Origin of the sequence: Acinetobacter sp. YH12021 (assembly GCF_013420145.1) — a bacterium.
Taxonomy (GTDB): domain Bacteria; phylum Pseudomonadota; class Gammaproteobacteria; order Pseudomonadales; family Moraxellaceae; genus Acinetobacter; species Acinetobacter towneri.
The window spans coordinates 25,690-38,786 of sequence record NZ_VOYT01000003.1 but is presented as its reverse complement, the minus strand read 5'-3'; the positions used below and the strand labels follow the sequence as shown (position 1 = coordinate 38,786).

General features: G+C 42.6%; 12 protein-coding genes. 4 read left to right on the top strand and 8 right to left on the bottom strand.

What is annotated here, in order from left to right; genetic code table 11:
• Window positions 1–26: 26 nt before the first annotated feature.
• The 3 genes from pgsA to uvrC form a co-directional block, all read right to left on the bottom strand.
• Window positions 27–614, bottom strand: a complete 588-nt coding sequence (gene pgsA / locus FTT91_RS04215) for a CDP-diacylglycerol--glycerol-3-phosphate 3-phosphatidyltransferase (protein WP_004975835.1) — start codon at window positions 612–614, stop codon at window positions 27–29.
• Between the two features lie 105 nt (window positions 615–719).
• Entirely contained in the window at window positions 720–1,514 is a 795-nt protein-coding gene (locus FTT91_RS04210) for a thioesterase family protein (RefSeq protein ID WP_096901351.1), read from the bottom strand.
• A gap of 224 nt (window positions 1,515–1,738) precedes the next feature.
• Window positions 1,739–3,538, bottom strand: coding sequence for an excinuclease ABC subunit UvrC (uvrC, locus tag FTT91_RS04205; protein WP_180169030.1), 1,800 nt, complete (start codon window positions 3,536–3,538; stop codon window positions 1,739–1,741).
• Window positions 3,539–3,723: 185 nt separating this feature from the next.
• Here uvrC and FTT91_RS04200 point away from each other — a divergent pair, with 185 nt between their 5' ends.
• Window positions 3,724–4,788 carry an AAA family ATPase gene (locus FTT91_RS04200; RefSeq protein ID WP_178318335.1) on the top strand — a complete coding sequence of 355 codons (1,065 nt, stop codon included), beginning with the start codon at window positions 3,724–3,726 and terminating at the stop codon, window positions 4,786–4,788.
• Window positions 4,789–4,878: 90 nt separating this feature from the next.
• On the opposite strand, the gene FTT91_RS04195 is transcribed toward FTT91_RS04200, so the two are convergent.
• Both FTT91_RS04195 and lpxO read right to left on the bottom strand, forming a co-directional pair.
• Window positions 4,879–5,295, bottom strand: coding sequence for a PH domain-containing protein (locus tag FTT91_RS04195; protein WP_180169029.1), 417 nt, complete (start codon window positions 5,293–5,295; stop codon window positions 4,879–4,881).
• Window positions 5,296–5,409: 114 nt separating this feature from the next.
• Window positions 5,410–6,324: a lipid A hydroxylase LpxO gene (lpxO, locus tag FTT91_RS04190; RefSeq protein ID WP_180062030.1), complete on the bottom strand. Its 915-nt coding sequence runs from the start codon at window positions 6,322–6,324 to the stop codon at window positions 5,410–5,412.
• Window positions 6,325–6,809: 485 nt separating this feature from the next.
• On the opposite strand from lpxO, the gene fadB reads away from it, so the two are divergent.
• Window positions 6,810–8,963, top strand: coding sequence for a fatty acid oxidation complex subunit alpha FadB (gene fadB, locus FTT91_RS04185; RefSeq protein WP_180112329.1), 2,154 nt, complete (start codon window positions 6,810–6,812; stop codon window positions 8,961–8,963).
• Window positions 8,964–8,975: 12 nt separating this feature from the next.
• The gene (gene fadA, locus FTT91_RS04180; RefSeq protein ID WP_004975824.1) at window positions 8,976–10,148 is read left to right on the top strand and encodes an acetyl-CoA C-acyltransferase FadA; all 1,173 of its coding nucleotides are present in this window, start codon (window positions 8,976–8,978) and stop codon (window positions 10,146–10,148) included.
• A 145-nt stretch (window positions 10,149–10,293) separates the two neighbouring features.
• Here fadA and FTT91_RS04175 read toward each other — a convergent pair whose 3' ends face one another.
• Both FTT91_RS04175 and FTT91_RS04170 read right to left on the bottom strand, forming a co-directional pair.
• Window positions 10,294–10,566, bottom strand: coding sequence for a hypothetical protein (locus tag FTT91_RS04175; protein WP_004975814.1), 273 nt, complete (start codon window positions 10,564–10,566; stop codon window positions 10,294–10,296).
• A 108-nt stretch (window positions 10,567–10,674) separates the two neighbouring features.
• Window positions 10,675–11,424 carry a hypothetical protein gene (locus FTT91_RS04170; RefSeq protein ID WP_104852942.1) on the bottom strand — a complete coding sequence of 250 codons (750 nt, stop codon included), beginning with the start codon at window positions 11,422–11,424 and terminating at the stop codon, window positions 10,675–10,677.
• A 253-nt stretch (window positions 11,425–11,677) separates the two neighbouring features.
• Here FTT91_RS04170 and FTT91_RS04165 point away from each other — a divergent pair, with 253 nt between their 5' ends.
• Window positions 11,678–12,379: a DsbA family protein gene (locus FTT91_RS04165; RefSeq protein WP_004975810.1), complete on the top strand. Its 702-nt coding sequence runs from the start codon at window positions 11,678–11,680 to the stop codon at window positions 12,377–12,379.
• Window positions 12,380–12,550: 171 nt separating this feature from the next.
• Here FTT91_RS04165 and FTT91_RS04160 read toward each other — a convergent pair whose 3' ends face one another.
• Complete coding sequence (locus FTT91_RS04160; RefSeq protein ID WP_180169028.1) at window positions 12,551–12,751, bottom strand: dodecin family protein; 201 nt, start codon at window positions 12,749–12,751, stop codon at window positions 12,551–12,553.
• Between the last annotated feature and the right edge of the window lie 346 nt (window positions 12,752–13,097).

The window sequence follows — 13,097 nt, the reverse complement described above, 5'->3', positions numbered from 1 at the left end:
CACTTTTTAATGAAGAATCACGATATTTAAGGTTGTTTCAAATATGGCCATGCCGCTTTTAAATAAATAAACATCGACCAAAGCGTTAGAATTACAGCAGTATAGAGCAACAAATAAGCCACCATTTCCAATGGTTGCCAGTTCAATAAGAACACTGAAATCGCAATCATTTGGAATGCTGTTTTATATTTCCCCACTGTAGACACCGCCACACTGGTACGTGCGCCGAGTTCAGCCATCCACTCTCGTAAGGCAGATACGGTAATTTCACGGGAAATAATTACAATCGCGGCAAAAGCCATAGAAATAGTCGGTTGCCATTGCACTAAAACAATCAATGCCGCAGCGACCATAAGTTTATCGGCCACAGGGTCTAAAAAGCGCCCAAATGCAGAGGTCTGATTCAAAGTACGTGCCAAATAGCCATCAAACCAGTCGGTCACAGCAGCAATCACAAAAATAGACGTCAAAATAATATGACGCGTCATGCCACCATCATAACCATTTACGCCCATTGCAGGCGGCCAATACGCCACCAACAAAAAAACAGGAATCAAGGCGATTCGAGCCAAAGTTAATATATTTGGAATGTTCAGGATACGACCTGTTGTCATAGACACCGCCAATGTTTCCCCTCTTTACGCTGCATATTCACAAGTTTTTTGAGGATTTGTCATCGTGAATAGGCTTCACTTTATACGAAATGCTAGTAGGTGTCACTAGGCAAACACGGTGATGGTCTGTCGGGCAATCGCTATTAGCCGATCCTGATCATCCCATAAGTGCGCATATTCTGTGGCATAACCACCGCTAGCATGATCGGTAAAAACTTTATATTTCATCCAATCTTGCAGCTGATTTTGCAAAGGATTGACATAGGTCACATGCCAAGTCAGTGAACTGGCAGGAGCGAGCTGCTCAAACATCGGCAGTACTCCAGGCGGCCACATATCAAAAGCCACCATCAAATCGGCAATGGTCATGGCACGATTCGTATGCTGTTTTGGGTTAAAACGCATCCAGCCTGCAAAATCAGGTTTATGACTAGCAGTAAACGGATATTGTCCTTCAGACCAAACCAAATCCATCTGCTGAAAACATTCAGGTGCTAAAGGATGATGCTGTGTAACAGGCAATTCCGTTGCAGGTGGAAAATTGGGCGCAGTACGTTCTTGTTGCACCACAATGCTGGATTCACGTGCCGCACCAAAACTGGCAATTAAAATGCTTTGTACTGCATCATCCTGCCATAAACGAACTTCGACACTGGTCACAGATTTGCCTTCACGCAGAATTTCCGCCGTGAGCCGTGCCCGACCTTGTTGAACAGGTCCGACAAACGTGACACTGCTGCTTAGCAAGCGCTTTTTCGGATCGGCAATACAAAGCTGGGCTTTTTGCATCATCAAACCTGCCACCAATCCACCATAAATAGTGCGCCCCTGTAACCACCCAAGCGGGATGTCTATCCATTCTTGCTCGGCAATGGCTTGATAGGTCTGTAGCAACGACATAGCTTTTCCTTAAACAATGTTGTGGTTGATATTACAGGGTTTCGATCTGATGTGAATGTTCAATGACGACAGAGTCAATGCACTTTTTTGCTATTTACCTTTGTAGAAAATACTGCTTTTTATGCAGTAAATAGGGTCTGTTGACAATTCGTCTATGTTTGCGACGTGAGAGATATATCTCGCAAGATTTTTAGCTAATATAAGGCATGAGGCAGGAAATTTAGTCATTCATGCAGCACTTTATAAATCGTACGCGCCATTACTTCACCCAGTCCGGGTACTAAAGTCAACTCTTTTTCAGAAGCTTTCAGGACACCTTGTATGCCACCAAAATGGGTGAGTAAATCACGACGACGTTTTGGCCCTAAGCCCGGAATCACTTCAAGTATTGATGAGCCACGTTTTTTATCGCGCTTGGCACGGTGCTTGGTAATTGCAAATCGGTGTGCTTCATCACGTACCTGCTGAATCAAATGCAGCGCCTTATGATCTTCAGGCAGCTGAATTTTGCTGCCATCGGTAAAATGTAGCGTTTCTAGACCAGGTTTGCGTCCTTCGCCTTTGGACACCCCAATCATAAAGGCATCCAATCCTAACTCCTGCATGACCTCCATCGCCATATTCAACTGCCCTTTACCGCCATCAATCAGCAATAAATCGGGCAGCATGGCTTTTTTATAACGGCGCGTTAAAGCTTGGCGCATGGCAGCATAGTCATCTCCAGCCTGAATATCCTGAATTGAAAATTGTCGATAATCACGTTTGCGAATACCACCACTGTCAAATACCACGCAAGATGCCACAGTGTCTTCGCCCATAGTGTGCGAAATATCAAAACATTCAATCCGATCAATCGGGCGTCCAACCACTTGCTCTAACTGATGAAAACGCTCATTTAATTCAAAGTGATTGGCGAGTTTACCTTTAATGGCATGCTGCACATTCATTTGTGCCAATTCTTGCCACTCGGCACGGGTTTCACGCACTTTATGTTTAATTTGAATTTTTTTATCGAAGTGTTGCTGTAAGGCTTGTTCCAACTCTTTGCAATCTGCCACTTCCACATTAACAATCAATTCCGCTGGAATTTCATCGGCCACCTGAAAGTAAAAGTTGGCAATAAAATCGGCCAACATTTGCCCCAAATCATCGCCCAACATATCAGGAAAATAGCTTTTACCGCCCAGCATTTTGCCATTGCGCACATGCATAATTTGCACACAGGTCACACCTGCCTGATAAGCAATTGCGATAATATCGGCTTCGCCTTTGAGTTTATAAATGGCTTGCTGTGCCTGCACATCACGCAACAAAGCCATACGGTCACGGTAAAAGACTGCTTTTTCAAATTCCAACGCTTCGGCTGCAGCTTCCATTTTAGCAATCAATTGCTGATTCAGTTCTTTACTATCGCCCTGTAAAAATCGAATCGAATTATTAACATCTTCTTTATATTCTTCGGGCGAAATCAATCCTACACACGGTGCCGAACAGCGTTTGATCTGATATTGCAAACACGGACGCTGCCGTTGAGCAAAATAACTGTTTTCACACTGCCGCACATTAAACAGTTTTTGTAACACCACCAAAGTATCGCGGGCATTGTACGCACTCGGATATGGCCCAAAAAACTTGCCGACCTGATGCTTGCCTTTGCCGCGCCCACTGGCAATGCGCGGATAAGGCTGATCTGCCGAAACAAAAATATAAACATAGGACTTATCATCGCGCAGCATAATATTGTACGGTGGGCGATGCAGCTTAATCAGATTTTGTTCAAGCAATAATGCTTCGGTTTCAGAACGCACCACCAAAGTTTCAATATCATATATACGCGCCACTAAAGCTTGCGTTTTAGGATGCTCGATGGTTTTAACAAAATAACTCGACACTCGGTTTTTTAAGTTTTTGGCTTTGCCGACATATAATAATTCCCCGTCTTTACCCAACATACGGTAAACCCCTGGCAATTGGGTCATATTTGCCAAAATTTTCTCGATATGCTCACTTGCGTTTGGGTTCACGAGTCATCCTATTCTTGCTGCATTCTTTACATGATGTGCTGCTTTGTCTGATTTTTTCAAGCTTTATCCTGTGGCATATCGCATGATCTATCCACTAAAACGATCAGCTCAGTGCTAAAAACGATCAGTCGGCAACACAAGATTTGCTATGCTCAGGCATCTTGTCAGCAGAAGGAAAGTGCAGGATGACGACCGCACCACACGGCATACCGACCATTCAATCCGCAACGTCCCAGCCGATCAGTACACATCAGTATGTATCCGCCAAAGACCGTTTGATTGGCAAGCCGCGCTTTCATTTTGAACCTACACAAGTCATGCAATTGTTACGTCAACGGATTATTGGACAAGATGCAGCGCTGAATGAAATCGAAAAAATGCTGTATGTGGTCAAGGCCGATTTCTCCAGCACAGAGCGACCACTTTCAGTGACTTTAATGCTTGGCCCGACAGGTGTTGGCAAGACCGAAACGGTGCGCCTGATTGCCGAAGCCATTTATGGTCGCCCCGATGCCTTCTGCCGCATTGATATGAATACCTTGGCGCAGGAACACTATGCGGCTGCACTCACAGGCGCGCCTCCTGGCTATGTCGGCTCTAAAGAAGGCCATAGTTTATTTGATGAAACTGCGATTGCAGGTTCGCACACCCGCCCAGGCATTATGCTGTTTGATGAACTGGAAAAAGCCTCAAGCGAAGTGATACGTGGCTTAATGAATGTGCTAGATACAGGCAAACTGACCCTGACTGCAGGCACCAAAACCATCGACTTTCGCAATTGCATGATTTTTATGACCAGCAATGTGGGTGCTCAAGCCGCACAACAATACTTAGATAAATTGAATCTGTTGCCGCAAAAAGTACAACAACTGTGCTTAAAACGCATGCCCACACAACGGATCATTGAAAAAGTCATGCAGCGTAAATTTGACCCTGAATTTTTAAATCGGATTGACCGTAGTTTGCATTATCAAGCGGTATCTGCTGATGCCCTGCCGCAATTGGTTGAAATTGAATTGGAAAAGTTAAACCATCGCCTGCAGCATCAACAGCGCCAAGTCGAACTCACTGCAGCAGCTAAAGCCTATTTTTATCAGGGGCATGATATTCGTTACGGCGCGCGGCATTTGGGGCGTAAAATTCGTACTGAACTTGAACCCATTTTAGCTTTATATTTTTTAAGTCATCCTGAAAAATCGGAAATATGGGTAGATTGCAGTGCAAATCAATTGCACCTCAAAATAGAATAAACCCGCGACTTATACTGCGTGAATCTTGAGGATGCCACTCTGCTCATCCTCAATGTTTTGATGCTTATTTTTGTTTTAAAAGCCTAGGGATTAGTCGGTAATTTCAATTCCCAAGGCTTGACTAAATTTGGTCTGATCTTTAGGTGAAACCAATACAAATTTTGGCTGCCCCGCTTGAAGATAATCAATTTTTAAACGCTTCAGCGACAAAGCAGGTGACGCTACAGAATTATTGGTTTTAGATATTTTTTGAATACTGTCGCGCGGAATATCCCATTTTAAAAACATGCAACGGATCTGCAAGCGTTCTGCATCAACCTGATAACGCGTATTGAACACAGGCCACCACAACACAAAAATGGTAATGAAATACACCCCTGTGTGCACAGGAAATGCTGGCATCGTGCCTTTGGCGTACATGGTCAGCAATAACTGAATCAATAGACCAGACATACAAATTACAAAAGCCAAAACCCACCAATCTTTTTTAGAACGAAACGTTTGCATAAAAATTCCCCTATTTACTTCATTCTATACATAAAAGTAGGTCTGGATTAAAGCTCGTTGCTGAAATTGCTCAAAAATGTCATAAAAAAACGCCCCGAAAGGCGTTGTGATACTCTAAAACACATAAGGGCGAATAAAAATTAAGAAGAAAATCCCGAGCATTAAAAACCATTTTAAGAAATAGTACACACGACTATTTTTAGCTTTTAAAGCCTTGGCTTTTAAACGCACTTGATAGACATAGCCAAAGACTTTATTTAAGCCACCCGTCTGATCGCCTGCTTCATTCGGAGAGCTTGCTGCGGTCATCACATTTTTGCCAAACCAGTGATTAAACTTTTGCATCCAGCGAGATTTTAACGGACGCTCGACATCGGCAAAGAAAATAATACGGTTTTGAGAAGTGCCATTTTCAGCATAGTGAATATAGGTTTCATCAAACACCACACTTTCACCATCACGCCATGAATACCGTTCACTATCGACATCAATAAAACAACGGTCATCATTTGGTGTCATCAATCCCAAGTGGTAACGCAATGAACCTGCGTACGGGTCGCGATGACGCACTAAACGACTGTCGGGCGCAAGTTCAGTAAACATCGCCGCCTTAATGCTAGGCAAAGTTTTTAATAATGCTGTGGTTTTTGGACATAATTCTGCTGCTGATGGATGCGCGGAGTCATACCATTTTAAGTAAAAGCGCTTCCAGCCTGTTTTAAAGAATGAGTTAAAACCCAAATCATCGTAAGTACTTGAAGCTTTAATACCACCCTGTTCATATAAAGCTTTGGCTTCATCACGAATCATTTCCCAATTGTCATCCAAAACCTTTAAATCTTGAAAGTGCTGGGTGTCGATATACGGTTGATTTGGTACTTTAGAGAACAAATACATTAAATAGTTGATCGGTGCGAGGATGGTAGAATGGTCAAAAAACTGACGATAAAAACTATGACGCACCTTGCCGCGCTGTTGAATATACAGCGCTGAAGCGATAAAAATCGCCAAAATAATCCACTTCAACATAGAACAACCTAAATTGCTGAAAACAGCTAAAATTCAAAATGTCGCATATTCTACTCAATTTCAGCGCATGAGGTCATAGCAGAAAATAGAACACAGCATTGCAAATCGCTATCCCCCCTATCCAGCTTCACGCTTTAAAACATCACCATCCAAACGATGGATTTACTTTTCTGTCCCAAACAACCCACTGATAACATCTATTTATCAAGCTTTTCTAAATCGAAAATGCAATACAACCTGATTAAAAATAAAAGAGAAAACAATCACTTTCATCTTGCTTTAAACATAGGATTTTAAAATCGGGTCAAAAAGCAATTCCGAGCTATGAGAAAAATCATGACCCTTGCGTCACGGCTTGATACAACTTGCTATATTTTTTTTCGATATAGTTATCGTAAGATTAGCGAGGCATATATGTGTGCAGGACTATCGCACACGCTTCATAACATCAACTTAGAAGTCCTCCAAAATAAAGGAGATCAGGCATGATCCACGCTGGCAATGCCATTACCGTCCAAATGCTTTCGGACGGAATTGCAGAATTCCGCTTTGACTTACAAGGTGAGTCGGTCAACAAATTTAACCGTGCAACGATTGAAGACTTTAAAGCTGCGATTGAGGCTGTTAAAGCAAACAATGAAGTGAAAGGTTTAATCGTCACTTCTGCGAAATCAACCTTTATCGTGGGTGCAGACATCACCGAATTTGGCGCAAACTTCGCTCAAGGCGAACAAGCCATTGTGGATTGGGCATTGCCTGTTCACGACATCTTCAATGCTTTTGAAGATTTAGAAATTCCTAAAGTTGCTGCAATCAATGGTATGGCATTGGGCGGTGGCTTTGAAATGTGTTTGGTATGTGACTACCGTGTCATGTCAGACCAAGCACAAGTGGGCTTACCAGAAATCAAACTCGGTATTTTCCCAGGCTTTGGTGGTACGGTTCGTTTAAGCCGCGTTATTGGTATCGACAATGCGGTTGAATGGATGGCAATGGCCAACCCTAAACGTCCTGATGCTGCACTTAAAGACGGTGCTGTAGATGCTGTAGTTGCTGCAGATCAATTACAAGCGGCTGCGCTTGATTTGGTTAAACAAGCCATTGCAGGTCGTTTGGACTGGAAAGCAAAACGCCAAGAAAAATTAGACCCAGTGAAATTGAACCCACTTGAACAAATGATGGCGTTCAACACTGCAAAAGGTGCGGTATTAGCCAAAGCGAATCCTGCACAATACCCTGCACCAAAACTCATGCTTGATTCTTTACAAGCAGGTGCAAGCTTGCCACGTAATGACGCACTCAAAGCGGAAGCGGAAGGCTTTGCTAAAGCTGCGGTAACGCCACAAGCAGGTGCATTGATTGGTTTGTTCATCAACGACCAAGTGGTGAAGAAGACCTCGAAAAAATATGAAAAAGGTGCGCATCCTGTTAACCAAGCGGCTGTACTCGGCGCGGGTATCATGGGTGGCGGTATTGCTTACCAAGCGGCAAGCAAAGGCACACCAATTATCATGAAAGACATTGGCAATCCACAATTGGCATTGGGGATGTCTGAAGCAAACAAATTGCTGACCAAGCAAGTTGAACGTAAAAAAATGACACCTGCCAAAATGGGTGAAACTTTGGCACGTATCCGCCCAACTTTAAGCTATGACGAGTTTAAAGAAGTAGATATCGTGATTGAAGCCGTGACTGAAAATCCGAAAGTCAAAGGCATTGTGTTGGCTGAAACTGAAAAATCAGTACGTGAAAACACCATTATCGCGTCAAACACATCAACCATTTCGATTACACGTTTGGCAGAAAACCTACAACGTCCAGAAAACTTTGTCGGCATGCACTTCTTTAACCCAGTGCACATGATGCCATTGGTAGAAGTGATTCGTGGTGAAAAAACTTCACCTGAAGCGATTGCGACTACTGTGGTGCTTGCTCAGAAAATGGGTAAAACACCAATCGTAGTAAATGACTGCCCAGGCTTCTTGGTGAACCGCGTATTGTTCCCTTACTTTGGTGCATTCGACTTGTTACTGAAAGATGGCGCAGACTTCCAGCAAGTCGACAAAGTCATGGAAAAATTCGGCTGGCCAATGGGTCCTGCATACTTAATTGACGTTGTCGGTATCGACACGGGCGTTCACGGTGCAGAAGTTATGGCTGAAGGTTTCCCTGACCGCATGAAGCCAGACTATAAAGGCTCAATCCAAGTCATGTACGAAAACAAACGTCTTGGTCAAAAGAATGACGTAGGTTTCTACAAATATGAATTGGATCGTAAAGGCAAGAAAGCCAAAGTGGTCGACCCAACTGCGTATGAGCTTGTAGCATCTGTCGCAACATCTGAAAAGCGCGAATTTGATGCACAAGAAATCATTGACCGTATGATGTTGGCTTTCTGTAATGAAACAGTACGTTGCTTAGAAGACAACATCGTGGCGACACCATCTGAAGCAGATATGGCGATGATTATGGGTGTAGGTTTCCCTCCATTCCGTGGTGGCCCATGCCGTTATATCGACCAAACAGGTGTTGCTGAATACGTTGCGCTTTGCGACAAATATGCACACTTAGGAAAAGCTTATGAAGCGCCACAAATGTTGCGTGACATGGCTGCTAACAACAAAAAATTCTACGGTTAAGGAGCAACGTGAATGGCTACTTTAAATCCACGTGACGTTGTCATCGTTGATGGCGTACGTTCTGCAATGGGTAAAACCAAAAACGGTATGTTCCGCAATGTACGTGCTGACAGTCTATCGGCTGAATTGGTTCGTGCTTTAGTTGCTCGTAACCAGTTTGATGTCAACGAAGTTGAAGATGTGATCTGGGGCTGTGTTAACCAAACCCTAGAACAAGGTATGAACATTGGTCGTAATATTGCTTTATTGGCTGATCTTCCAAAAACAGTAGCGGGTCAAACTGTAAACCGTCTGTGTGGTTCTTCAATGCAAGCGATCCACACCGCTGCGGCACAAATTGCAACCAATCAGGGTGATATTTTCATCATTGGTGGTGTAGAGCACATGGGCCACGTGGGCATGATGCACGGTATCGACATCAACCCTGCTGCATCGAAGCACTATGCCAAAGCCTCAAACATGATGGGCTTAACTGCTGAAATGTTGGGTCGCATGAACGGTATTTCTCGTGAAGAGCAAGATGCCTTTGGTGTGGAATCACACCGTCGTGCATGGGCTGCAACGCAAGAAGGCCGTTTTAAAAACGAAATCATTGGCATTGAAGGTCATGATGCAAACGGCTTTAAACAACTATGCGACATCGACGAAGTGATTCGTCCAGATGCTAACCTTGAAGCATTCCAAGCTTTACGTCCTGTATTTGATCCGAAAGGCGGTACCGTAACTGCGGCGACATCTTCAGCATTGTCTGATGGTGCTTCTGCTATGTTGCTTATGTCTGCTGAACGTGCACAAGCATTAGGTTTGAAACCACGTGCGGTGATTCGCTCTATGGCCGTTGCAGGCTGTGATGCAGCAATCATGGGTTATGGCCCAGTACCTGCAACGCAAAAAGCACTTAAACGTGCGGGCTTGTCAATTGCAGACATTCAAACCTTTGAATTAAACGAAGCGTTTGCTGCACAAGGTCTATCTGTTCTAAAAGGCTTAGGCATTTATGATCAGCAAGATCGTGTGAACTTGAACGGTGGTGCAATTGCACTCGGTCACCCATTGGGTTGTTCAGGTGCGCGTATCACCACCACGTTATTGAACGTGATGGAACAACAAGACACGCAAATTGGTCTTGCGACCATGTGTATCGGTCTTGGTCAAGGTATCGCGACAATTATTGAGCGTGTGTAAAAAGTCTTCGTAATAAAAAAATCCTCGCATCATGCGGGGATTTTTTATTTTGTTGTTTTGAGCTGTTCTAATTTTTAAATTTTATTCTTTTGCATTGTTATCTTGAAGACTAGATGGCTGATCAGTTGTGATTTACCTGCACGGCTTAAACCAACAACTCCCCCATCAACCATGTCATATAGCGTTCTTTATCCATAAAGTCTGGGGCGCTGCCTGTATCCAAGCAATAATATTGTTGATTAAATTCAATCACAATTTGTTCAGTCTGATGCCAATCTTCAACCAAACGAAAGTGCTGATTAAAGAAGTAACGGTTCTTGCCCCAATTATTTAAATTTTCGAGTTTCGGGTAGTTTTTATTTTCTAAGAATTGCAAATACAGTTGTTGAATATCATCAAAGACTTGAATGCTGTTCATATTGGACCTGCCTAGCTGAGCAATTAAATCAACAGGCACAGTTTAGGCAAGAGATTTGAACGGCAGATGACATTCTTTTGACAATTTGATGTAAGGATTTGCCAAACCTTACAACTTGCTTTCCAGTGCCCGCTGATGCTGCTGAGTGATCTCTTGCATTTGCGTATTGAGCTGCACCATCTCTTGATATACCGCATTAAATTCTTTCAAGGCTGCATCTTCATAGAACATGAAGGTATTGTTTTTGAGCTCCCATTTATTGTTTTTTAAAATTGCAAACAACACATACGCCTTACCCAAATTTTTCTTTTCCAATTCAAATAATGCGTGTCCTTGGTCATTATGGCGGCTTTCTAGCAAAGATTCTGCTAAATGACGGCGCAAATTATGATTGATTTCAAGATTCTCAATCTGCTCCAAAGCCATCGCTTCATGCTGTTCTAAATGTTCCTGATACAGCTCTACCATGGCACGTACTTGCACCAACATGGCTTCGGTATCGGCATAGTCTTGTTTTTTATCTGCAGCAAGTCGTTGAGGATCTAAAAACTGATCCCAATTCAAGGCTTTTAATTCACGTAAATAGCTATTGCGCGCTTCGGCACTTTGCACCATGTGACTCAAGACAAAACTCGCCATAATTTGATAGTCGCCATCTAAACGATTATCTTTTAAGTCAATTTGAATCGGCTTAGACCAATCCTGTGCCTGTACAAAAATTTGTTCGGCTTTTTCATAAATCACATTTTGATAAGCATGCAATTGAGTGACTTGTTTTTGCTGCTGTTGATATTGATAAAACATCCCGCCAAAAATCAGCAGCGTTGCACATCCTATAATTAGCACTATACGTCGCATGCGTGCCCTCTTATTTTTTAGTATTTGCAATATCTTAGCGTGAAGCCTGTCACATTTGTATAGCATTTTATGCTTATTTTCTAATGCAGCCATTAGAATATAGTGAAATAAATCAATTCATTTATGCCTTTATATGATTCTGTATCCATGACGCTATTTGATCAGATGCTCAAAAATAAGTTTAGCATCGCTTTATGCTTTAAATTTTATGTAACATCCCCATCTTAGTAAAAAACAGAATTTGAGATTGTTCATGCGCGTTGATATTTGGTCAGATATTGTTTGCCCGTTTTGCTATATCGGCAAAAAACGTTTAGAGGCTGCTGCTGAAGAAGCAGGTGTAGAATTAGAAGTGCATTGGCACAGCTTTGAACTTGATCCAGATGCGCCACCGCGTCAGGAAGTGTCCAATTCAGAGCGTTTGGCACAAAAATATGGGCGCAGCCTTGCCGAAGTAGAAGACATGCAGCGTAATATTGCCGAAATGGCAAAAGCTGAAGGCATTGACTTTCAATGGGAAAATGCCAACTCTGGCAATACCTTTAATGCCCATCGCTTGGTGCATTTAGCGCAAAGCAAAGGCTTGGGCAGCGAAGCCAAAGAGGCTTTTTTCTATAGCTATATGACTCAAGGTTTGGCAATTGGCGAGCGTGAAACACTGGAAGATGTTGCATCACGTATTGGGCTGAATCCTGTAGAAGTGGATGATGTTCTAGATTCTGACGAATATGCCGACTTTGTAAAATTTGACCAAGAAGTTGCACGTGAACAATTAAACGTCACTGGCGTACCGTTCTTCGTATTTGATCAGCGTATTGCTTTAGCAGGTGCGCAGCCACGTGAAGTCTTTGTGCAAGTTCTGCAAAAAGCCCTTGAAACAGCAAGCGAGCTAGAGCTTGAAGATGCAGCAAGCTGCGATGCAGAACAATGCGATGTGTCTGAACCCAAAGCTTAAGATTGAAATACAGACAAGGCTGAATAGTGTTCTTCCGGCTGATTAGACGCACAAAAAAATCCCATTACGGGATTTTTTGTGCTTTTAAAATGGGTCAAAGTTCCAGCTTTGCCCCGCAACCATGCTTCGGTTAGTTGTCATCTTACTATGCTTCGTTAATGAAGCGAGGTGTTATTCAATCAAGAAGCTGATTTTTAAATTGACCCGATACTCCGTGATTTGATTGTCTTTAACCACCACTTTTTGTTCGTTAATCCACGCCCCTTGGACATTTTTAATTGTTTCTGTCACTTTAGCGATTCCAGTCTGAATCGCGTCTTCAAAACTTTTTGTACTGCTTGAATTAACTTCAACTACTTTTGCAATTGCCATGATTTTCTCACTGTCCTTTATCGTTATTGGAATTCCATCATAGATTAAAAAAACCGCATTTTTAGACTGTTTAACCAATCACAGCCAAAACATTACATGATTTCACACTGTCAAAAACTGTCACCATTCACCCGCATTTCAGACTTATCTAAATACAAATTTTGCAGACATCTCAACCATTTAAGCCTACAAAAAAAACTAGAGCTAAAACTCTAATATATTGTTTTATATTGCTATTTTTAAAATAATTGCCGAAATGATCATTTTGTAAATTTTAAACTTTGTTATGATTCATGTGAATTTTTTATTTCGTTTGATCTCCCTACGATGTCTATTCTTCTGCCTA